The following is a 20,466-nucleotide window of genomic DNA, read 5'->3' on the forward strand; positions in this document are numbered from 1 at the left end:
CGTAATGACAGCGCGAACAGGGAGGAGCTTTCATGTCGTCCAATCCGATGACGCGTCGCGGGCTGCTGGCGGGAGGGGCGGCGGTCGCCGCCGCCGCGCCGCTGGCGACGCAGGTTGAGGCGGCGACACCCCGGCCTTCGGGCGCATCTCAGGAAGGAGGGCGGATGATCCCCGTCGAACTCACCGTCAATGGCCGCGAAGTCCATCTGCAGCTCGATCCGCGCACCAGCCTGCTCGACGTCCTGCGCGAACATCTTCACCTCACCGGCACCAAGAAGGGCTGCGACCATGGCCAGTGCGGCGCCTGCACCGTCATCGTCGAGGGCCGCCGCATCAACAGTTGCCTGACGCTGGCGGTGATGCACGATGGCGAGAAGGTGACGACGATCGAGGGTCTCGGCACGCCCGAAAATCTTCACCCGATGCAAAAGGCGTTCATCGTCCATGACGGCTATCAGTGCGGCTATTGCACGCCGGGGCAGATCTGCTCGGCGGTCGCGGTGCTGGACGAGATCGCGGCGGGCATCCCGAGCCACGCCACCGCCGATCTCGACAGGGTCGCCCTGTCCGACGCCGAACTGCGCGAACGGATGAGCGGCAATATCTGCCGCTGCGCCGCCTACCCCAACATCATCGCGGCGATGCGCGATGTCGCCGGGGAGGCCAAGGCATGAAGCCCTTCACCTATGAACGCGCGACGAGCGTTCAGGACGCCGCCCGCGCCGCCGGGTCGGTGCAGGGCGCGCGCTTCATCGCGGGCGGCACCAACCTGCTCGACCTCATGAAACTGCAGATCGAAACGCCGGCGCATCTGATCGACGTCAATCATCTGGGCCTCGACCGGATCGAGGAGACGGCGGAGGGCGGCCTGCGGATCGGCGCGCTCGTGCGCAACACCGATCTTGCCGCCGACAGGCGCGTGCGGCGCGACTATGCGGTGCTCAGCCGCGCGCTGGTGTCCGGCGCGTCGGGCCAGTTGCGCAACAAGGCGACGACCGGCGGCAACCTGCTCCAGCGCACCCGCTGCGTCTATTTCTACGACACGCGCATGCCCTGCAACAAGCGCAAGCCGGGCAGCGGCTGCGGCGCGCTCGAAGGGATCAGCCGCGCGCTCGCCATCATGGGCGTGAGCGACGCCTGCATCGCCCAGCATCCCAGCGACATGGCGGTGGCGATGCGCCTGCTCGACGCCAATGTTGAAACGATGGACGCGACCGGCGCGCAGCGCGCCATCCCCATCGCCGATTTTCACCTGCTCCCCGGCGACACGCCGGACAAGGAAACGGTGCTGAAACCGGGCGAGATCATCACCTCCGTCACCCTGCCCAAACCGCTCGGCGGCACCCATGTCTATCGCAAGGTCCGCGACCGCAGTTCCTACGCCTTCGCGCTGGTGTCGGTGGCGGCGGTGTGGGGCCGGGATGGCAAGACCCGCTTCGCTTTCGGCGGCATCGGCGCGAAACCCTGGCGCGTCGCGGAAGCGGACGCGGCAGGGCGCACCGGGGCGAAGGCCGTCGCCGAAGCCGCGCTCGCCGGCGCCCGGACGACGCCGCACAATGATTTCAAGAAACTGCTGGTCGAACGGACACTGACATCCGTCTTCCGCCAGAAGGAGGCACGGGCATGAAGTTCGACACGCCTGCCGGGCCGAACCCAATCGACCGGGGCCGCGTGGTCGGCATCCCGCACGACCGTATCGAAGGCGCGGCAAAGGTGACGGGCACCGCGCCCTATGCTTATGAACGCCACGATGCCGCACCCAACGCCGCCTATGGCTGGATCGTCGGCGCGGCGATCGCGAAGGGGCGGATCGCGTCCATCGACACGCGCGCGGCGGAAGGCGCACCGGGCGTGCTCGGCGTCGTCACCCATGCCAATGCCGGAAAGCTCGGCAAGGGCGACATGAACACGGTGCCGTTGCTGGGTGGTCCGCAGGTCGATCATTATGATCAGGCGGTGGCGCTGGTCGTTGCCGACACGTTCGAAAATGCGCGGGATGCGGCCAAGCTCGTCCTCGTCGACTATAGCCCCGAAAGCGGAAGGTTCGATCTGGCGGCGGAGCGGATGAACGGAGCGATTCCGCCCACGGGCTTTAACGGTCCAGCCGATACCCGTGCCGGCGATTTCGACGCGGGCTTTGCCGGAGCGGCGGTGAAGGTCGATCAGACATACACCACGCCCGACCAGAGCCATGCGATGATGGAGCCGCATGCGACCATGGCCGCTTGGAATGGAGACAAGCTGACGCTCTGGACCTCCAACCAGATGATCGCATGGGGCGTCGGCGAAGTTGCCAAGACGCTCGGTATCCCGAAGCAGAATGTCCGGCTGGTTTCCCCCTATATCGGCGGCGGTTTCGGATCGAAGCTGTTCGTGCGCGCCGACGCCGTGATGGCGGCGCTGGGCGCGCGCAAGGTCGGACGGCCGGTGAAGGTCGCGCTCGCGCGGCATCAGATTCCCAACAACACGACGCACAGGCCCGCCACGATCCAGCGCGTCCGGCTGGGCGCGGACAGGAACGGCGTGATCGACGCCATCGCGCACGAGGTCTGGTCGGGAGACCAGCCGGGCGGCGGACCCGAAGTCGCGGCGATGCAGACGCGCCTTCTCTATCGCGGCTCCCACCGCCTCACCGCGCACCGGCTCGTCACGCTGGACCTGCCCGAAGGCAATGCGATGCGCGCGCCGGGCGAAGCGGTCGGCCTGCTCGCGCTCGAAGTCGCGATGGACGAACTGGCCGAAGCCTGCGGCATCGACCCGGTCGAACTGCGCATCCGCAACGATGTACAATATGATCCCGAGGCCGGTCCGCAGCGGCCCTTTTCCAGCCGCAAGCTGGTCGAATGTCTACGCGCGGGGGCGGATCGTTTCGGCTGGGCGAAGCGCAACCCGAAACCCGGACAGGTTCGCGACGGGCGCTGGCGCGTCGGCATGGGCATGGCCGCCGCCTTCCGCAACAACATCGTGGCAAAGTCGGCGGCGCGGATCGGGGTCGATGCGCAGGGGCGCGTGACGGTGGAAACCGACATGACCGACATCGGCACCGGCAGCTATACCATCATCGGCCAGACCGCCGCCGAAATGCTCGGCGTGCCGCTGGATCAGGTGACGGTGCGGCTGGGCGACAGCCGCTTCCCCGCCGCCGCCGGATCGGGCGGCCAGTGGGGCGCGAACAGCGCGACGGCGGGCGTCTATGCCGCAGCGATGGCGCTCCGCGCCAGACTCGCGGAAAAGGCGGGCTATGCCGCCGGTCAGGCGATCTTCGAGGACGGCCTCGTCAAACAGGGCAACCAGTCGCAGACGCTCGCCAGCCTTGCGGGCCGCGAAGGGCTGTGGGCCGAAGATGCGATGGAATATGGCGACCTCGACAAACGCTATGCGCAGGCGACCTTCGGCGCGCATTTCTGCGAAGTGGGGGTCGATATGGACACCGGCGAAGTGCGCGTGCGCCGCATGGGCGGGGCATTCGCCGCCGGGCGCATCCTCAATCCCAAGTCCGCGCGCAGTCAGGTGATCGGCGCGATGACCATGGGCGTGGGCGCGGCGCTGATGGAGGCGCTCGACGTGGACACGCGCTTCGGCTTTTTCGCCAATCACGACATGGCCGAATATCTTGTGCCCGTGCATGCGGACATCCCGGAACAGGACGTGCTCTTCATCGACGAGCTGGACGACAAAAGTTCGCCGATGAAGGCGAAGGGCGTGGGAGAACTCGGCATCTGCGGGGCGGGCGCGGCGGTGGCGAACGCCATCTATAACGCCACCGGCATCCGTCTGCGCGACTATCCGCTCACCATCGACAAGATATTGAAAGCACAGACGGCATAATCGTTCGTTAGCTAACTAACGATTTTTGCAACAACGTTTCGGCTGTCTACATAGCTGTCGCTTTAACGGGCTATCCTCCTCAAAGATCAGGAGGATAGCCGGATCAGCGCGTGCCACACGCGGCCGCCAGCAGCACCACGCTGTCGCTGTCGAATGCGACATCGCTGAGCCGCTGCGCCAGCCCGCAACTCCCTGCGGCGATCCGTTCCCCGCCAATCTCCACCGCGCCCGTGCGCGGGATCACCAGCAGCGCGCCGGGATAGCGCGCCGCCACCTCGCCGCCGGGCGCGCCCCGAACCTGATCCAGCCGGAAAAACGGCCCGTCGGCCAGTTGCGCGCTGTCCCGCTCGCCAACTTCCCTGTGCCAGCGTCCGCTATCATATCGCTCGCCCTTCGCGACCGCGATGCCGTCTTCCAGATGCAGTTCGCGCGGGCGACCATAGTCGTAGAGGCGATAGGTGATGTCGCTGTTCTGCTGCACCTCGATCAGGGCGATGCCTCCGCCGATGGCATGAACCGTGTTGGCGGGAATGTAGAAGAAGTCGCCCGGCTTTACCGAATGCCATGTCATACGCTGCTCGATGGACCCGTCCAGCGCCGCCGCCCGCATCGCCTCCGCCGCGATGGGCGCATCGAAACCGATGCCGAGCGCCGCACCGGCGTCTGCCGCGATGACCAGCCAGCATTCTTCCTTGCCCTGACGGCCAAGCCCCTGCGCCTGCGTCTGAGCATCGGAAGGATGCACCTGCACCGACAGTTTCTCGCTGGTGAAGATATATTTGACGAGAAGGTCGGGCAGCGCGGCGGGCGGCTCGAACCAGATTTCGCCGATCCGTTCGCCTGCGTCCGCCTTGAAAGGCGCGGGCAGTGCGTCACGTCCCCAGGGCTTCTCCACCTGCCGCGTGGGCAATCTATGGCTCACTCGTCCTGCCCTTTCCCGATCGAAAGCCCTTCATACCCCTCTCCTGCGCCGTAATGACATGCAAGCCTTGACGCGCGGTGGTTGGGGCGACATCGCTTTGCCCGACGACAAACGTCCGGTAAAGGCAAAGGGTTCATAGATCATGGCGGCTGTCCTGCTGCTCGCGGCATGCGCTTGCCTGCTGCTCTTCCTGCATCCCTATGTGACATATCCGCTATCGCTGCGGCTCTTCGCGCGCCGTCCCGTCCACCCCGATCCTGCGGCGCCGCTGCCTTCGGCCACTCTGGTCTTCTCCGCCTTCAACGAGCAAGCCTCGCTCCCGGCCAAGATCGCCAATCTCCGCGCGATCCGGGCGCAGCATCCCGCTGTCGAGATTCTCGCCTATTCCGATTGCAGCACCGACGCCACGCTCCCGATGCTGCTGGCCGAGGCTGACCTCCTGCGCGTCGTTCCTTCCACCGAACGCACCGGCAAGGCGACCGGAATGCGCCGCATGGTCGAAGAGGCTCGGGGCGAGATCATGATCTTCACCGACGCCAACGTCCTGCTCGATCCCGAGGCTATCGACCCCCTCCTGCGCTATTTCTCGGACCCTGCGGTCGGCGGCGTCGCGGGGGCATTGCGCTATATCAACGAGGATGCAGGCGCGGTGGCGAAGGTCGGCGGGCTATACTGGCGGCTGGAGGAAGCGATCAAGCGCCGCGAATCTGCCGTCGGGTCGATCATGGGCGCGGACGGCTCGATCTTCGCCACGCGGCGCAGCCTCTATCCGCAGGTGCCGCCGCACCTGCTCGACGACATGACCGTGTCGATGACGGTGACGCTCAAGGGTCAGCGGCTGATCCACGCCACCGATGTCGTCGCCTATGAAAAAAATACGACCGAGAGCCGCGACGAATTTCGGCGCAAGCGGCGCATCGCCTGCCGCGCGTTCAACACGCACCGCTATCTCTGGCCCGCGATCCGCGCGGCCTATGGACCGGGCGACCGCTACAAATATATCTCGCACAAGCTGCTGCGCTGGTTCGGGCTGGTGCCGTTGCTGTCGGGCGCGACGCTCGGCCTTGCGGGACTGCTGGCGGCGGGCCAGCCCCTGCTCGCCGCCGCCGCGTTCGGCCTCGCGCTCATCGCGCTGCTGCTGGGCCGGGCCGGTTTTCCGCTGCTGGGCGGCCTCTACCAGATCCTGCTTTCGGTCGTCGCGACCCTGCTCGGCGTCATCGACGGCCTGCGCGGGCGCACCTACCAGACCTGGACTCCGGCGGTGTCCCGCAACTAGCCTTATTTCAATCTGACCCGAAGAGGTCTCGTGTGAAGACCTTGTCGCCTGCGGGCTGGAGTTCGGGTGTCATGCGGTTGGCGATGATGACGTCGGAGGTCTGGAGGAACTGGTCGAGGTCGCGGATGACGGGCGATCCGAAGAAGGCGTCTTCATTGAGCGCGGGTTCGTAGATGACGACGGATATGCCCTTGGCCTTGACCCGCTTCATGATGCCCTGGATCGAGGACTGGCGGAAATTGTCGGACCCCGCCTTCATGACGAGGCGGAACACGCCCACGGTTCTGGGCTTCTGTGCGATGATCCGGTCGGCGAGGAAATCCTTGCGCGTGCGGTTGGCCTCGACGATGGCGTGGATCAGGTTCTGGGGCACCTGCGCATAGTTGGCGAGGAGCTGCTTGGTGTCCTTGGGCAGGCAGTAGCCGCCATAGCCGAAGCTGGGATTGTTATAATGCGCGCCGATCCGGGGATCGAGGCTGACGCCGTCGATGATCTGGCGCGTGTCCATGCCGCCTGCGATGGCGTAGCTGTCCAGTTCGTTGAAGAAGGCGACCCGCATTGCGAGATAGGTGTTGGCGAAGAGCTTGATCGCCTCGGCCTCGCGCGCGTCGGTGAAGAGGATCTGCGCGTCCTTCTTCTCCGCCCCCTGAAGCAGCAGCCCGGCAAAGACCCGCGCCCGCTCCGACCGCTCGCCCACGATGATGCGCGAAGGGTGGAGATTGTCGTAGAGCGCGCGTCCTTCGCGCAGGAATTCGGGGCTGAAGATCACCTGATCGGTGCCAAGGCTCGCGCGCACATCGTCGATATAGCCCACCGGAATGGTCGACTTGACCACCACCGTCACGGTCGCGCTGGCGGCGATGGCGGTCGCGATCACCGCGTCGACCGAACGCGTGTCGAACTTGTTGGTGTCGGCGTCATAGTTGGTCGGCGTCGCGACGATGGCGAAGTCCGCTCCCGCGAGCGCTTCCTGCGCGTCCGTCGTCGCGCGCAGATCGAGCGGCCGGTTGGCGAGGAAATCCTCCAGCTCCACATCGCTGATCGGCGACTGGCGGGCATTGAGCTGCGCAACCCGCTCCTCCGATATGTCGACCGCCACAACCTCATTATGCTGCGCCAGCAGCACCGCGTTCGACAGCCCGACATAGCCAAGCCCAAAAACAGCTATCTTCATCTCAACTCTCTCGCTCGCAACAGGGACGCGCGCCGATAAAGCCGCCTCTGGACTGAAAATCCAGAGGCTTCTCCTCTCGCAGTTGGATCGTTCTGAAACGCCGACAATGTTTGTTTGCGATGACGGTCAGGTCAATAGATTTGTGCCGCCATCGCAACAGCTCATGACATTTTGATGATGGCGGCAGTCCAAACTCAGTCGTGCTCCCGCCCGGCCGAACCCATATAAAGCTCACTGCCTTTTTCGCGGAAGACTTCGCTCATCTGCTGCATCCCGGCTTCCGCTTCGTCCGCCGCGATGAAGGCGTCGGCGGGCTGGTTCTGCCGGGCGGCGAAGTCACGCACTTCCTGCGTGATCTTCATCGAACAGAATTTGGGACCGCACATCGAACAGAAATGCGCCGTCTTGGCGCCCTCCGCCGGAAGGGTCTGGTCGTGATACTGCTCTGCCGTATCGGGGTCGAGCGACAGGTTGAACTGGTCGCGCCAGCGGAACTCGAACCGCGCGCGGGACAGCGCATCGTCGCGCACCTTGGACGCCGGGTGCCCCTTGGCCAGATCGGCCGCATGCGCCGCGAGCTTGTAAGTCACGACGCCGACCTTCACATCGTCGCGGTCGGGCAGGCCCAAATGCTCCTTGGGCGTGACGTAGCAGAGCATCGCCGTGCCATACCATCCGATCATCGCCGCGCCGATGCCGCTGGTGATATGGTCGTAGCCCGGCGCGATGTCGGTGGTCAGCGGCCCAAGCGTATAGAAGGGCGCTTCGCCGCAAGCCTCAAGCTGCTTGTCCATATTCTGCTTGATCTTGTGCATCGGCACATGGCCCGGCCCCTCGATCATCACCTGCACATCCTGTTCCCAGGCGCGCTTCGTGAGTTCTCCCAGCGTGTAGAGTTCGGCGAACTGCGCCTCGTCATTGGCGTCGGCGATGGAGCCGGGGCGCAGCCCGTCGCCCAGCGAATAGGCAATGTCGTATGCCTTCATGATCTCGGTGATCTCGTCGAACCGCTCGTAGAGGAAGCTCTCCTTGTGGTGGGCGAGACACCATTTCGCCATGATCGACCCGCCACGGCTGACGATGCCGGTAACGCGCTTCGCCGTCATCGGGATATAGGGCAGGCGGACGCCCGCATGGATGGTGAAATAGTCGACGCCCTGCTCGGCCTGCTCGATCAGCGTGTCGCGGAAAATCTCCCACGTCAGCTCCTCGGCGATGCCGCCGACCTTCTCCAGCGCCTGATAGATGGGAACCGTGCCGATCGGCACGGGCGAATTGCGCAAGATCCATTCGCGCGTGTCGTGAATATTGCGCCCGGTCGAAAGGTCCATCACCGTGTCGGCGCCCCAGCGGATCGACCAGACCAGCTTGTCGACCTCGCTCGCGACATCGGACGCGACGGCGCTGTTGCCGATATTGGCGTTGATCTTGACCAGGAAATTGCGCCCGATCGCCATCGGCTCGCTTTCCGGGTGGTTGATGTTGCTCGGAATGATCGCCCGGCCCCGCGCCACCTCGTCCCGGACGAATTCGGGCGTCACATAATCGGGGATCGAAGCGCCCCAGTCCTGCCCGTCCCGCACATATTCGGCCAGCCGCTCACGCCCCAGATTCTCGCGCACGGCGACATATTCCATCTCGGGCGTGATGATGCCGCGGCGGGCATAGTGCATCTGGCTGACATTGCCGCCCGCTTTCGCCCGTAGCGGACGCCGGACGACGTTGGGGAAGGGTTGGACGCCACCCGAGCGGTCCGGCCCCTTCATGCCATTGTCTTCGGGCAGGATCGCGCGGGCGTCATAATCCTCGACATCGCCGCGCGCCATGATCCATTCGCGGCGCAGCGCCGGAAGGCCCGCCATGATGTCGATGCGGGCATCGGGGTCGGTATAGGGGCCGGACGTGTCGTAGACGCGGACCGGCGGCTCCCCGCTGCCCGGCTCCAGCGCGATCTCGCGCATGGCGACGCCGAGCGGCCCGACATGAATCTTCTTCGACCCGCGTATGGGTCCGGTGGTGACGCGCATTTCGGTGCGGGCGGGGACATCTGCCATGATGATACCTTTCAGACGATGGCGGTGGCGCGGCCCGTCAGGCCCGCGAGAAAGAGGAGGATGCCAAGGACAAGCGAAAAGACCGCCCAGGCGCGGGTGAAGGAAATCGAGCCATGGCCCACACGAATGAGCGGCCCCGGCACCGCGATCAGCAGCGCGCCCTCGATCAGCGCGACATAGCCGATCAGGCTGACGATGATCGCCAGCGAGTCGGTCCAGATGCTGTGGATCATGACGAGCGTGACACCCACGGCGAACACCGCGAAGCCCAGCGTCAGGACAAGGGCGGGGCTGCCGTTCAGATCGTCCATCACCGCCTTCCAGCGGGCAGGGCTGGCAAGTCCGCCGATGCCGATCAGGATCATGTAGAGGCCCATCGCCTCGGCAAGCCGCAGCGTCAGGAGGGAAATCGTGTCCATGGCGCATTTCCTCCATAAAGGGGTGGAAAGCGGGCGCGGACTGTGGGTCATACAGGCGCTCCCTCCCTCCGCCGGTGTCAACCGGATCAGGTTCAGCGGGTCGCGGCTACATCAGCCGCCTCTCAACCGTCTGTGGACGGTCCCCCGGGGAATGCGGCACAGGATAGGGACCAATCGGCGCAAGGTCCAGCCTCTTGTGCCCCTCGCTTGCCGTTTACCGCTCCGACGCCGGTGCGCTGACCATCAGCGCGGGGCAGCGGGCGATCGTCATCGGTCGATCCCTTCCTGCGCGCGCACGCCGTCGCGGAAGGCGTGCTTGACATCGCGGATGGCGCTGACCGTGTCGGCGGCCGCGATCAGGGCGTCATCCGCCGCGCGGCCGGTAATCACCACATGCTGCATCGGCGGACGCGCTTCGATGGCGGCCATGATCTCGCCGACAGCGAGATAGCGATAGGTGATCGGATAGGTCAGTTCGTCGAGCACGACGAGGCTGATCGATGGATCGGATAGCGCGGCTCTGGCCTTTTCCCAGCCTGCCCGGGCGGCGGCGATGTCGCGCGCGCGATCCTGCGTTTCCCAGGTGAAGCCTTCGCCGCACTTTTCCCAGATCACATCGGGATGGGTGGAGAAGAAGGCGCGTTCGCCCACATTCTCCGTCCCCTTGATGAACTGGAAAACCGCGGCCCTGCGGCCATATCCCAGAGTGCGCGCGACCATGCCGAAGGCGCTGGACGACTTGCCCTTGCCATTGCCGGTGAGAACCAGCAGCAACCCCTTGTCCCGCGTGGCGGCGGCGATCTTGGCGTCGACCACCGCCTTGTGTCTGCGGGTGCGTTCGCGATGGGCTTCCTCGCTTTCGCTCATCGGGATGCTCGCGCGGCGAACAGGGATCGCGCGGTGGACAGCAGCCCGTAAACGCCTGCGGCAACAGCGCTCCACAACAGGGTCGAATAGAGGGTAAGCGGGAAATGGCGGGCGAGGCGCGGCAGGAAGCCAGCCAGCGAGGGATCGGCGAAACGGTCGCCCAGAAAGTAGAAGCCGCCGCTCGAAAAAAGCTGCGACAGGAACGCCGCGGCCACAAGAAGCAGGAGCAACAGCGGCAGCGCGGAGGCGACGGGGCCGAGCCTTTCAGCGCCGAAACGTCCGGCAAGCCACATCGTGCCATAGGCGGGCGCGAGCATCCAGTAGGCAGGGGTGACGCAGAAGCTCGACCGGCCTAACCAGCCGATCATGATGAAGTCGATAACGACGGCAAGCAGGAACAGACCCGCAAAAGCCCATGGCCTGCGCACGAAAAAGCCCAGCACGAAGAAGCTGGCGAGGCTGGTGTCGGGCAGGTGCACGAGATTGCTGACGTAATGGGTGCGGGTAGCGAGCATGACGAGGACGAGCGCGCCGAACAGGGCGAGATCGTGTCGGGAAGGACGGACCATGAAGGCCTCCTGACGAATGAGACGGACGAAGCAGCGCAGCGCCGGGCCTGCCGGCCTGCGCAGGGGATCGGGTTGCGCACCGGGGACGGCGCGCTCGGGCAATGTCAGATGCTGGTCATCACAGGCTCCCTTCGGCAACAACGCACAATGTGTCGTCCGCGAAGGTGTGCCTTCGTCCGCCCGGTTCATCCCGCCCGCGCAGAGAAACGACCGCAACAGGCCGGTTTCCTGACTTCCGGATCATCGCGCTCTCGCCGCCTTCTCGGGACGGATCCCAATGGCATGATGGCGATGCGCTCACCGGTTACAGTTGCGGGAGCAGTGCCGGATTGGGTGGCTTGTCGCCACCGCCCGGACTTCCCGATTAAGCCCTTTCGGGCACCCGTTGCAGCGGCGTCCATAAGCCAGCCCGCAGGCGCGCGCAACACTTCCCGCTTGCGGCGCGCGAAACACGCCGCTAGGGGCGGCTCCGCGACAGGTTCCCCGAGAGGGGATCAAAAGGGAACGGAGTGTAAAACCCCGGCTGCCCCTGCAACTGTAAGCGGCGAGCCGACCGGCCATTACGCCATTGGGACTTCACCGTCCTGAGAAGGCGGCCGGACCGGCCTTGACCCGTGAGCCAGGAGACCTGCCTGACGCGGTCGTTCTTCGTTCGGGCAGGGTGCACCGGACGTTCGAGGTTGCCGTCCTCCACGAGGTCGGCACACACCCTCGCGCAACGACAGCCACTGCCTGCCGGGATGCCCCGCGCGGGAAGCGATGCTCTGTCCGTGCCGCATTGAAGGCGCGGTCGGGCGCGCGCTTCTCTCGCGGGTCGGAACGGCAGGTCCACGCCGTTCGTACCGGAGGGAGCCGCACCATGCGTCCTGCCTATTTTTCTGCTGTTTATGTTTCCGCCCTTCTCGCTTCTCCCGCTCTGGCCGGAGAGGCCGGAATGGAGCCAGCGCCCGATCCGTCCATCGTCGTTACCGCGCTGCGCAGCCCCGTGGAGCAGGCGCGGACTTCCGCCACCGTCACTGTGCTTGACGAACCCGCCATCCGTGCGCAGCAGCCCATCGCGCTCACTGACCTGCTGCTGCGAACGCCGGGGATCAGCCTGACCCGCAACGGCGGCTTCGGCACGGCGACGTCACTGCGCATCCGGGGCGCCGATGCCTCGCAGACGGTCATGGTGATCGACGGCGTACGGATTTCCGATCCTTCGGCGACCGGCGGCGGCTATGGCTTTTCCAACCTGCTGATCGACGACATCGACCGCGTCGAAATCCTGCGCGGGCCGCAGTCGATTCTGTGGGGCAGCGATGCCATCGGCGGGGTGGTCAATGTGCTGACCCGTCGCGCCGAACGCCCGCTGGAAGGCAGCGTGGCGGTGGAAGCGGGCACCCATGACACCGTCAATGCGCAGGCCGGGATCGGCGGGGCGGGCGCGCTGCTCGACTGGCGCGTTTCCGGCTCGACCTTCAGCACGGACGGCATTTCGGCGCGCAGCAATGGCACCGAAGCGGACGGCTATCGCCGCACTTCGGCCAGCGGCACTGCGACGCTGAAAGTCGCGCCCAACCTCTCCGTCGATCTTCGCGGCTATTGGGCCGATGCCCGCAACGAGTTCGACGCCACGTCCGGCGATTCGCTCGCTTATGGGCTGACAAGGGAGTGGACCGGTTATGCGGGCGTCAATCTGGCGCTTTTCGATGGCCGCCTCGCCAACCGGTTCGCGGTGCTCCAGACCGAAACCGACCGCGAGAATTACGATCCGGCCCGCTCGATCCGCCCGCTGAACTTCGATGCGCATGGCCGCGTGCGCCGCTTCGAATATCAGGGGACGCTAAGGGCGTCGGATCAGGTGCAGGCAGTGTTCGGCGCAGAACGGGAAGAGCAGCGCATGACCAGCGCCTCGCCCGGTAACAACAGGGCGGCCTATGCGCTGGTGCCGCAGAGCGCCGACACCAACAGCGTCTATGCCGAACTGCGCGTGACGCCGCTCGACGGCCTTACCCTCAACGGCGGCGCGCGGCATGACGACCAGTCGCGGTTTGGCGGCAACACGGTCTTCACTGCGGGCGCGGTCTTCACCCCCAATGAGGGCCGCACATTGCTGCGCGCCAGCTATGACGAGGGGTTCAAGGCGCCTTCGCTCTACCAGCTCTTCAGCCTCTACGGATCGGCGGCGCTCCAGCCGGAAAAGGCGAAAGGCTGGTCGGTCGGGGCAGAGCAGACATTGGGAGACAAGGTTCACCTGTCGGCGACCTGGTTCAACCGGGATACCCGCAACCTCATTGATTTCGCCACCTGTCCGACGACCGGCAGCCTGCCCGCCGCCTGCTTCATTCCCGGCACCGCCACCACCCGCTTTGGCTATTATGCCAATGTGCGCAGGGCGCGCGCCAGAGGGCTGGAACTGGCGGGACGCGCACAGGCGGGCATCCTGTTCGCATCCGGCAATTATAGTTGGATTGCGGCGGAAGATCGCTCGCCCGGCAGCGCCGATCTCGGGCGACAGCTTGCCCGCGTGCCCCGGCATCTCGCCAATGTCGAAGGCGGCGTCGATCTGCCTCAGGGTCTGCGGGCGAGCCTGGCCGCGCGTTATGCAGGCAGAACCTTCGACCGGGCAGGAAGCGCGACCGTGCTGCCGGACTATTGGCTGATCGACCTGCGCGCCCAGTGGCGCGTCACGGACGGCCTGACGCTTCACGGCCGTGTCGAGAATCTGGCCGACAGGCATTACGAAACGGCGGGTGGATACGGCGCGCTTGGGCGGACCGTCTATCTCGGCCTCCGGAGCCGTTTCTGATGCTGCGCGCGGTGGAATCCGGTCCGGCGGTGGTGGTATGTTTCACCTGCCGCCTGTCGCCCGACCGGCGTGAGGACGAAAACGGTCGCCGGGGCGGCGCGCTGCTGATGCAGGCGCTGCACACGGTGCAGCAGGACGACCCGGACCTTGCCGGGGTGCAGGTGCAGGAAATGGCCTGCCTGTTCGCCTGCCAGAGCCATTGCGCCGTGCATGTGCGCGCGCCCGGCAAGATCGGTTATGTGCTCGGCCGGTTCGCGCCGGGCGAGGAGGATGCGCGTGCGATCCTGCGCTATGCCGCGCTTCATGCCGACAGCGCCGATGGCACCGTGCCTTATGCCCGCTGGCCACAGGGGGTGAAGGGCCATTTCATCGCCCGCACCCCACCCGAAGGATATGTCTGCACATGATCCGCTTCGATGACGAAACCCCATTCGCCCGCGCGCTGGATGCATTGCCCGGCGCGGATGACGGGTGGGTTCGGCTGGCGCGCGAGCGGCAGGCGAGCCTCACCAAGCCTGCCGGATCGCTCGGCCGGCTGGAGGACATCGCGACCTTCCTATGCGGGTGGCAAGGCAGCACGCTTCCTGCGCTGGACCGGGTGCAGGCGGTGGTCTTCGCCGGCAATCATGGCGTGGCCAGTCGAGGGGTGAGCGCATTCCCGGTCGAGGTGACGGCGCAGATGGTCGCCAACTTCCGCAACGGCGGTGCGGCCATCAACCAACTGGCGAAGGCATGCGGGGCGGAACTGTCGGTCGTGGCGCTCGACCTCGACCGGCCAACCGGCGATATTGCGCTCGAACCGGCCATGTCGCCCGGCGAATGCCTCGATGCGTTGAATGCCGGTGCTGCCGCCGTCGCGCCTGACACCCATTTGCTGGTGGTCGGGGAAATGGGCATCGCCAACACCACGCCCGCCGCCGCGCTGTGTCTTCAGGCCTTTGGCGGCACGGCACAGGACTGGTGCGGGCGCGGCAGCGGCGTGGACGAGGCGGGCGTGACGCGCAAGACGCAAGCGGTGGAGGCCGCCATCGCGCTGCACGGCTCCCATTGCACCTCGCCTTTCGAAACGCTGCGCCGCCTTGGCGGGCGGGAGATCGCGGCGATGACCGGCGCGATCCTCGCGGCGCGATTGCAACGTGTTCCGGTCATGCTCGATGGGTTCATCTGCTGCGCGAGCATCGCTCCGCTGGTGGCCGCGCAGCATGGCTTTGTGGATCATTGCCTCGCGGGCCATTGTTCCGCCGAACAGGCGCACGCGCGGCTGCTGCGGCATTTCGGGCTGCGACCGCTCCTCCAACTGGACATGCGGCTGGGCGAAGGATCGGGCGCGGCGGTGGCGGTGCATCTCGTGCGTGCGGCACTGGCCGCGCACAACGGCATGGCAACCTTCGCCCAGGCGGCGGTGGCGCAGGCGATATGAGCGAAAGGCTGGTCCATCTGGTGCGCCATGGCCCGCCGTTGCGGCCGGGCCTGCTGCACGGTCATGGCGATGAACCTCCCGCCGATCCGGCCGGGGGTGTCACCCACGCCGTGCCCGACAGCTTTGCGATCATGACGGTCACATGTTCCGACCTGCTGCGCGCACGGGCCGGAGCGGAAACCCTGGCGCGCGCGCGGGGCATGACGGCGAAGGCCGATCGCCGCTGGCGGGAGCTGGATTTCGGCGGCTGGGACGGCGCAGACCCCGACAGCGTCGACGCGGAATCGCTGGCGCGCTTCTGGAACGATCCTGAGGCCCATCCGCCACCGGGCGGGGAGAACTGGTCCGCCATCACGTCAAGAGTCGGCGCGGCCTTGGCGGACCTGCCACCCGACGCACTGGTGGTCACGCACGCAGGCGCGATGCGGGCGGCGATATCGGTGCTGACCGGCCTCGATTTCCGGCAGGTCTGGGCGGTCGACCTGCCTTATGGCGCCTTGCTGAGCCTGCGGATCTGGCCGGGGACGCCGCTTTCCGGGCAGATCGTCGGCCTGCGGGCAAGCGGGGCGGGATGAAGAGCGCGATCCTCGCCGTGCAATTCATGACGCGGCTGCCGCTTCCATCGATCGCTGCCGCGAAGGAGGATTTCGCCGCGGCGATCCGCTGGTTTCCGCTGGCGGGTATGGTCGTTGGCGCGGGCGTGGCGGCGGCCGGATGGCTGGGCGCGCTGCGCGATCCGGCGCTGGGCGCTCTGTTGGCGTTAGTGGCATGGGTCGGCCTGACCGGCGCGCTGCATCTCGACGGACTGGGCGACATTGCGGATGCGGCGGGCGCGGCCCATGGCGATCCGAAACGCATGCGCGAAGTGCTGGCAGACCCGCATCTGGGGAGCTTCGGCGTGACCGCCATCGCGCTGCAACTGCTCGCGAAGGGGGTTCTCATCTGGCTGATTTTGCGGGGAGGAGCCTTCGGCGCGCTCGCTCTGGCGCCGGTGCTCGCGCGCATCGGGCCGCTCGCGTGGGCGCGCTGGCTGCGGCCGTTGCACGAAGGGTTCGGCACGCTGTTCCGGGGCGGCGCGAGCCTGCCGGTACTGGTCACATGGTTGCTGGCGTGGGCGTGCTGCGCCCTTGCGGTCGGGCCGATGCTGCTGGCGGCACTGCCCGCCCTCGCCCTTTGGCCCCTGTGGCTCCGCGCCCGGATCGGCGGCATATCGGGAGACGGGCATGGCGCGGGGATCGAACTGGTCGAAAGCTGCGCACTGCTAGCGCTGGTAATGGCGCGATGACAGCCGGCTTCATGCATCATGGAGGAAGGATCGAAGCCGCCCGCGCCCGCTTCGGCGGCCCGCGCGGGGCATGGCTCGATCTTTCCACCGGGATCAATCCGAACGGCTGGCAGCCGCCACAGACCCTCGACGTGGACTGGCGGGCCTTGCCGGAACCCGATGCGCTGGAACGACTGGAAAGGGTGGCGGCCCGCCACTTCGGGTGCGATCCCGCATATTGCGGCGGCGTCCCCGGTAGCGAAGCCGGGCTGCGGTTGCTCGCCCGGCTTCTCAGGCGGCCCGCCGTCCACCTGCGGCTTGCCTATGGCAGCTATGGCGCCGCCTTCGCTCGGGCGGATGCGGTAGATGGTCTCGCCGATCTGCCCACCCGCCCCACCATTCTGGTCTTGGGCAACCCCAACAATCCCGATGGCGCGGTCATCCCCCGCGATCATCTCCTTGCCCTGCTCGATCATCAGGAGCGGCACGGCGGCTGGATGATCGCGGATGAAGCTTTCGCCGATTGCGATCCGGGATGGAGCATCGCCGGGCAAGTCTCCGACCGGCGGCGGCTGATCGTGCTGCGATCGTTCGGGAAGTTCTTCGGGCTTGCAGGTCTGCGCCTCGGCTTCGTCATCGCGCCGCGTGCAGTTCTGGCCGAGATGCGCGCGACCTTGGGCGACTGGCCGCTTCACGCTGCGGCGTTGACGCTGGGCGCTGCCGCCTATGCCGATGCCGCGTGGATCGGCGCGACGAGGCATGCGCTTACGCGCCGGGCGGCTACGCTCGATGCGGTGCTGAGCCGGTTTGGCCTCATCGGGCGAGGGTCATGCCCGCTGTTCCGCCTGATCGAATCTCCGGACGCAGGCTCATTGTTCCGACGGCTGGCGCAGCGTCATATCCTGACCCGGCCTTTTGCAGACTATCCCGATCTGCTGCGGATCGCGCTGCCCGCCGATGCGAATGCACTGGAACGGCTGGAGGCGGCGCTTGGCTGAGCCGGTTGCCCTCGCTGCACTTGCAATCGACGCAGTGCTGGGCTGGCCGCAGGCGTTATACGCACGTGTCGGCCATCCCGTTGGTGCTTTTGCACGGATCGTCGGCGCATGCGCGCGCCGCTGGAACGGGAGCGAACGGAGCGCCCGCGCGCGCAGGCTGAGTGGAATCGCCACCGTGCTGACGCTCGTGGTTCTTGCAGGGGGTGCGGGCGTTGCACTCACGCTGGTCGCGGCCAAGGCGGGGTGGGTTGTGCTGGCGGCGATGGCATGGCCCGCTCTCGCGCAGCGCAGCCTCGACACGCATTTCGGGGCAGTCGTGGCTGCATTGCAGGGGAAGGATCTGGCGCAGGCACGACAGGCGGTCGGCATGATCGTCGGACGGGACACCGCTACGCTGGAAGAAGCAGGGATAGCGCGCGCTGCGATCGAGAGTCTCGCGGAAAGCTTCTGCGACGGCGTCGTCGCACCCCTTTTCTGGCTGATCGTGGCGGGCCTGCCCGGCATCTGGGTGATGAAGGCGGTCAACACCGCCGACAGCCTGATCGGCCACAAGGAAGCGCCATGGCGGGACTTCGGCTGGGCGGCCGCACGGCTGGACGACGCGATGAACTTCGTGCCCGCGCGCCTGTCCGCCCTGCTGATCTGCCTTGCCGCTCCGGGTGGGTGGCGGATCGGATGGCGGTATCGCCGTGCCCACGCCTCCCCCAATGCAGGCTGGCCCGAAGCGGCGATGGCCGGGGCGCTGGGCATAAGGCTGGCGGGGCCGGTCCGTTATGATGGCGCGGTTGCGGACAAGCCGTGGATCGGCGAAGGCGGCGAAGCGGATGCGCCAGCCATGGCGCAGGCGCGACGCATCTATCATCGAGCCTGCGCTTTATGCTGGGCGCTGGCGGGAGGAGTGGCATGGCTGGCCTGATGATACAGGGCACCGGGTCCGATGTAGGCAAGTCGGTGCTGGTGGCGGGGCTGTGCCGGGCGCTTGCCAACCGGGGTCTGACGGTTCTGCCGTTCAAGCCGCAGAATATGTCGAACAACGCGGCCGTGACCGCCGATGGCGGAGAGATCGGGCGCGCTCAGGCCTTGCAGGCGCTCGCGGCCCGGGCGGAGCTTCACACCGACATGAACCCGGTGCTGCTGAAGCCCGAAGCCGACCGCACATCGCAACTTGTGGTGCATGGCAGGGTGCGCGGGCGGCTGGGCGCGGAGAATTTCCGCGAGGGGCGGCGCAGCCTGATGCCCGAAGTCCTCGAAAGCTGGCGGCGTCTGCAGGCGCGCTGCGATATGGTCGTGGTCGAAGGCGCGGGTTCGCCCGCGGAGATCAACCTTCGGGATGGCGACATCGCCAATATGGGTTTTGCCCGGGCGGCAAAGCTGCCGGTGGTGCTGGCGGGCGACATCGACAGGGGCGGCGTGATCGCATCGCTGGTGGGCACACGCGCGGTCCTCGATCTGGAAGACGCCGCGATGATCCGGGGCTTCATCGTCAACAAGTTCCGGGGAGACCCGGCGCTTTTCGCCGATGGCTATGAAGCGATCGGGCGACTGACGGGCTGGCGCGGCATGGGGCTGGTGCCCTGGCTCCCCTGCATCGCCAGCCTGCCGAGCGAGGATGCAGTGGTGCTGGATCGCCCGCACACCGCACGATCGTCGCGTCGGCTGGTGGCGTGCCCGATGCTGCCCCGCATCGCCAATTTCGACGATCTCGATCCGCTGCGGCACGAACCCGATGTGGCGGTGACGATGGTGCCGCCGAGTCAGCCGATCCCGCCGCAGGCCGACCTGATCGTGCTGCCGGGGTCGAAAGCCACCATGGCGGATCTGGCCTTCGTTCGGGAGCAGGGCTGGGACATCGACATCCTCCACCATCACCGTCATGGCGGCGCCGTGCTCGGCATCTGCGGCGGATATCAGATGCTGGGACGCGAGGTGTGCGATCCGCACGGCATCGAAGGGGCTGCCGGGCGCATGGCAGGCCTCGGGCTGCTCGACGTGACGACCGAACTGACGCCCCGAAAAGCCCTGCGCAGGGTGACCGGCACGGCATTGGGCGCGGGCTTCGAAGGATATGAGATGCATATGGGCGAAACCGCTGGGCCTGACTGCGCGCGGCCCTTCGCCCGGACCCTGGGGGGTGAAAGCGACGGCGCGACGAGCGCGGACGGGCGTGTGCTTGGCACCTATTGCCACGGGCTGCTGGGCGGCGCGGCCCTGCGCGGGGCGCTGCTGGCGCGGATCGGCGTGCGAAGCAGCGGCCATGACCATGCCGCACTGGTGGACAGGGCGCTGGATCAACTTGCCGCCGCGCTGGAGCAGCATCTTGACATGGACGGGCTGATTGCTTTGGCTCGGGAGCACGGGCCGTGAAGCGCCTGCTGGTGCTGGGCGGCGCGCGGTCGGGCAAGAGCCGCTATGCGCAGGCGCAATGCGAGGCGGTGGGGAGGCGGCTCGTCTACATTGCCACCGCCGAAGCTGGCGATGACGAGATGGCAGAACGCATCGCCCGCCATCGGTCGGAACGCGGGCCGTGCTGGCAGGCCATGGAAGCCCCCATTGCCCTTGGCGATGCCATCGTCGACGCAGCGCGGCATGCCGATGCAGTGCTGGTCGACTGCCTGACATTGTGGCTTTCCAATATCATGCTGGGCAATCATGATCTGACCATAGCGAAAAGCGCGCTTATCCGCGCGATCGGCAATATATCGGTCCCGCTGGTTCTGATCGCGAACGAAGTGGGACTGGGGATCGTGCCGGACAACGCGCTGGCCCGCCGGTTCCGCGATGAGGCCGGGCGGCTCCATCAGGATATCGCTGCGGTCGTGGAGGAAGTCGTCCTTGTGGCAGCCGGGCTGCCGCTACGGTTGAAGGGGTAGGTGGTTGGAGATGT

Annotated in this window: 19 protein-coding genes and 3 riboswitches; of the genes, 13 read left to right on the forward strand and 6 right to left on the reverse strand. The window is 66.7% G+C overall.

Annotation, left to right across the window (positions count from 1 at the left end; genetic code table 11):
- Window positions 1–32 precede the first annotated feature (32 nt).
- From paoA to paoC, 3 genes are read left to right on the forward strand one after another with little or no spacing between them, the layout of a single operon-like run.
- Window positions 33–674: an aldehyde dehydrogenase iron-sulfur subunit PaoA gene (paoA, locus tag SAMIE_RS14945; protein ID WP_066704193.1), complete on the forward strand. Its 642-nt coding sequence runs from the start codon at window positions 33–35 to the stop codon at window positions 672–674.
- Window positions 671–1,627, forward strand: a complete 957-nt coding sequence (locus SAMIE_RS14950; RefSeq protein WP_066704197.1) for an FAD binding domain-containing protein — start codon at window positions 671–673, stop codon at window positions 1,625–1,627. Before paoA ends, SAMIE_RS14950 begins: the two co-directional genes overlap by 4 nt.
- On the forward strand, window positions 1,624–3,828 hold the full coding sequence (gene paoC, locus SAMIE_RS14955) for an aldehyde oxidoreductase molybdenum-binding subunit PaoC (protein WP_066704202.1): 2,205 nt from the start codon (window positions 1,624–1,626) through the stop codon (window positions 3,826–3,828). The genes SAMIE_RS14950 and paoC overlap by 4 nt, the downstream gene beginning before the upstream one ends.
- A gap of 103 nt (window positions 3,829–3,931) precedes the next feature.
- Here paoC and SAMIE_RS14960 read toward each other — a convergent pair whose 3' ends face one another.
- Window positions 3,932–4,750: a class I mannose-6-phosphate isomerase gene (locus SAMIE_RS14960; RefSeq protein WP_066704204.1), complete on the reverse strand. Its 819-nt coding sequence runs from the start codon at window positions 4,748–4,750 to the stop codon at window positions 3,932–3,934.
- 142 nt (window positions 4,751–4,892) lie between these two features.
- On the opposite strand from SAMIE_RS14960, the gene SAMIE_RS14965 reads away from it, so the two are divergent.
- Window positions 4,893–6,026: a glycosyltransferase gene (locus tag SAMIE_RS14965; protein ID WP_126516865.1), complete on the forward strand. Its 1,134-nt coding sequence runs from the start codon at window positions 4,893–4,895 to the stop codon at window positions 6,024–6,026.
- Window positions 6,027–6,033: 7 nt separating this feature from the next.
- Here SAMIE_RS14965 and SAMIE_RS14970 read toward each other — a convergent pair whose 3' ends face one another.
- The 5 genes from SAMIE_RS14970 to SAMIE_RS14990 all read right to left on the reverse strand — a co-directional run bounded on the left by SAMIE_RS14970 (window position 6,034) and on the right by SAMIE_RS14990 (window position 11,109).
- Window positions 6,034–7,200 carry a nucleotide sugar dehydrogenase gene (locus SAMIE_RS14970; protein WP_083952655.1) on the reverse strand — a complete coding sequence of 389 codons (1,167 nt, stop codon included), beginning with the start codon at window positions 7,198–7,200 and terminating at the stop codon, window positions 6,034–6,036.
- A gap of 194 nt (window positions 7,201–7,394) precedes the next feature.
- Window positions 7,395–9,254: a phosphomethylpyrimidine synthase ThiC gene (gene thiC / locus SAMIE_RS14975; RefSeq protein WP_066702015.1), complete on the reverse strand. Its 1,860-nt coding sequence runs from the start codon at window positions 9,252–9,254 to the stop codon at window positions 7,395–7,397.
- A gap of 11 nt (window positions 9,255–9,265) precedes the next feature.
- Window positions 9,266–9,673, reverse strand: a complete 408-nt coding sequence (locus SAMIE_RS14980; protein WP_066702012.1) for a DUF2065 family protein — start codon at window positions 9,671–9,673, stop codon at window positions 9,266–9,268.
- A 46-nt stretch (window positions 9,674–9,719) separates the two neighbouring features.
- Window positions 9,720–9,830: riboswitch (TPP riboswitch) on the reverse strand.
- A gap of 110 nt (window positions 9,831–9,940) precedes the next feature.
- Entirely contained in the window at window positions 9,941–10,540 is a 600-nt protein-coding gene (gene cobO, locus SAMIE_RS14985; RefSeq protein WP_066702010.1) for a cob(I)yrinic acid a,c-diamide adenosyltransferase, read from the reverse strand.
- The gene (locus tag SAMIE_RS14990) at window positions 10,537–11,109 is read right to left on the reverse strand and encodes a hypothetical protein (protein WP_066702009.1); all 573 of its coding nucleotides are present in this window, start codon (window positions 11,107–11,109) and stop codon (window positions 10,537–10,539) included. Before SAMIE_RS14990 ends, cobO begins: the two co-directional genes overlap by 4 nt.
- A 201-nt stretch (window positions 11,110–11,310) precedes the next feature.
- Window positions 11,311–11,510: riboswitch (cobalamin riboswitch) on the reverse strand.
- A gap of 58 nt (window positions 11,511–11,568) precedes the next feature.
- Window positions 11,569–11,759: riboswitch (cobalamin riboswitch) on the forward strand.
- 209 nt (window positions 11,760–11,968) lie between these two features.
- Here SAMIE_RS14990 and SAMIE_RS14995 point away from each other — a divergent pair.
- From SAMIE_RS14995 to cobU, 9 genes are read left to right on the forward strand one after another with little or no spacing between them, the layout of a single operon-like run.
- Window positions 11,969–13,900 carry a TonB-dependent receptor plug domain-containing protein gene (locus SAMIE_RS14995; RefSeq protein ID WP_066702007.1) on the forward strand — a complete coding sequence of 644 codons (1,932 nt, stop codon included), beginning with the start codon at window positions 11,969–11,971 and terminating at the stop codon, window positions 13,898–13,900.
- Entirely contained in the window at window positions 13,900–14,307 is a 408-nt protein-coding gene (locus SAMIE_RS15000) for a DUF1636 domain-containing protein (protein ID WP_066702005.1), read from the forward strand. Before SAMIE_RS14995 ends, SAMIE_RS15000 begins: the two co-directional genes overlap by 1 nt.
- A complete protein-coding gene (gene cobT, locus SAMIE_RS15005; protein WP_066702002.1) occupies window positions 14,304–15,320 on the forward strand; it encodes a nicotinate-nucleotide--dimethylbenzimidazole phosphoribosyltransferase in 1,017 nt (338 codons plus the stop codon). Before SAMIE_RS15000 ends, cobT begins: the two co-directional genes overlap by 4 nt.
- Complete coding sequence (locus SAMIE_RS15010) at window positions 15,317–15,895, forward strand: histidine phosphatase family protein (protein ID WP_066702000.1); 579 nt, start codon at window positions 15,317–15,319, stop codon at window positions 15,893–15,895. The genes cobT and SAMIE_RS15010 overlap by 4 nt, the downstream gene beginning before the upstream one ends.
- A complete protein-coding gene (gene cobS, locus SAMIE_RS15015) occupies window positions 15,892–16,605 on the forward strand; it encodes an adenosylcobinamide-GDP ribazoletransferase (RefSeq protein WP_066701994.1) in 714 nt (237 codons plus the stop codon). The genes SAMIE_RS15010 and cobS overlap by 4 nt, the downstream gene beginning before the upstream one ends.
- The gene (locus SAMIE_RS15020) at window positions 16,602–17,582 is read left to right on the forward strand and encodes an aminotransferase class I/II-fold pyridoxal phosphate-dependent enzyme (protein ID WP_066701990.1); all 981 of its coding nucleotides are present in this window, start codon (window positions 16,602–16,604) and stop codon (window positions 17,580–17,582) included. The genes cobS and SAMIE_RS15020 overlap by 4 nt, the downstream gene beginning before the upstream one ends.
- Window positions 17,575–18,498 (forward strand): adenosylcobinamide-phosphate synthase CbiB, encoded by a 924-nt coding sequence (cbiB, locus tag SAMIE_RS15025; RefSeq protein ID WP_066701989.1) that lies wholly within the window; start codon window positions 17,575–17,577, stop codon window positions 18,496–18,498. The genes SAMIE_RS15020 and cbiB overlap by 8 nt, the downstream gene beginning before the upstream one ends.
- A complete protein-coding gene (locus tag SAMIE_RS15030; RefSeq protein WP_066701987.1) occupies window positions 18,486–19,946 on the forward strand; it encodes a cobyric acid synthase in 1,461 nt (486 codons plus the stop codon). Before cbiB ends, SAMIE_RS15030 begins: the two co-directional genes overlap by 13 nt.
- Window positions 19,943–20,452 carry a bifunctional adenosylcobinamide kinase/adenosylcobinamide-phosphate guanylyltransferase gene (gene cobU / locus SAMIE_RS15035; RefSeq protein WP_174522246.1) on the forward strand — a complete coding sequence of 170 codons (510 nt, stop codon included), beginning with the start codon at window positions 19,943–19,945 and terminating at the stop codon, window positions 20,450–20,452. Before SAMIE_RS15030 ends, cobU begins: the two co-directional genes overlap by 4 nt.
- Window positions 20,453–20,466: the final 14 nt, after the last annotated feature.

Source organism: Sphingobium amiense (genome assembly GCF_003967075.1).
GTDB classification, from domain to species: domain Bacteria; phylum Pseudomonadota; class Alphaproteobacteria; order Sphingomonadales; family Sphingomonadaceae; genus Sphingobium; species Sphingobium amiense.

Excerpts from the sequence above, each read along its gene's own strand:
- paoA (WP_066704193.1), top strand. The coding sequence starts at position 33 with ATGTCGTCCAATCCGATGACGCGTCGCGGGCTGCTGGCGGGAGGGGCG.
- SAMIE_RS14950 (WP_066704197.1), top strand. The coding sequence starts at position 671 with ATGAAGCCCTTCACCTATGAACGCGCGACGAGCGTTCAGGACGCCGCC.
- paoC (WP_066704202.1), top strand. The coding sequence starts at position 1,624 with ATGAAGTTCGACACGCCTGCCGGGCCGAACCCAATCGACCGGGGCCGC.
- SAMIE_RS14965 (WP_126516865.1), top strand. The coding sequence starts at position 4,893 with ATGGCGGCTGTCCTGCTGCTCGCGGCATGCGCTTGCCTGCTGCTCTTC.
- SAMIE_RS14970 (WP_083952655.1), bottom strand. The coding sequence starts at position 7,200 with ATGAAGATAGCTGTTTTTGGGCTTGGCTATGTCGGGCTGTCGAACGCG.
- thiC (WP_066702015.1), bottom strand. The coding sequence starts at position 9,254 with ATGGCAGATGTCCCCGCCCGCACCGAAATGCGCGTCACCACCGGACCC.
- SAMIE_RS14980 (WP_066702012.1), bottom strand. The coding sequence starts at position 9,673 with ATGGACACGATTTCCCTCCTGACGCTGCGGCTTGCCGAGGCGATGGGC.
- cobO (WP_066702010.1), bottom strand. The coding sequence starts at position 10,540 with ATGAGCGAAAGCGAGGAAGCCCATCGCGAACGCACCCGCAGACACAAG.
- SAMIE_RS14990 (WP_066702009.1), bottom strand. The coding sequence starts at position 11,109 with ATGGTCCGTCCTTCCCGACACGATCTCGCCCTGTTCGGCGCGCTCGTC.
- SAMIE_RS14995 (WP_066702007.1), top strand. The coding sequence starts at position 11,969 with ATGCGTCCTGCCTATTTTTCTGCTGTTTATGTTTCCGCCCTTCTCGCT.
- SAMIE_RS15000 (WP_066702005.1), top strand. The coding sequence starts at position 13,900 with ATGCTGCGCGCGGTGGAATCCGGTCCGGCGGTGGTGGTATGTTTCACC.
- cobT (WP_066702002.1), top strand. The coding sequence starts at position 14,304 with ATGATCCGCTTCGATGACGAAACCCCATTCGCCCGCGCGCTGGATGCA.
- SAMIE_RS15010 (WP_066702000.1), top strand. The coding sequence starts at position 15,317 with ATGAGCGAAAGGCTGGTCCATCTGGTGCGCCATGGCCCGCCGTTGCGG.
- cobS (WP_066701994.1), top strand. The coding sequence starts at position 15,892 with ATGAAGAGCGCGATCCTCGCCGTGCAATTCATGACGCGGCTGCCGCTT.
- SAMIE_RS15020 (WP_066701990.1), top strand. The coding sequence starts at position 16,602 with ATGACAGCCGGCTTCATGCATCATGGAGGAAGGATCGAAGCCGCCCGC.
- SAMIE_RS15030 (WP_066701987.1), top strand. The coding sequence starts at position 18,486 with ATGGCTGGCCTGATGATACAGGGCACCGGGTCCGATGTAGGCAAGTCG.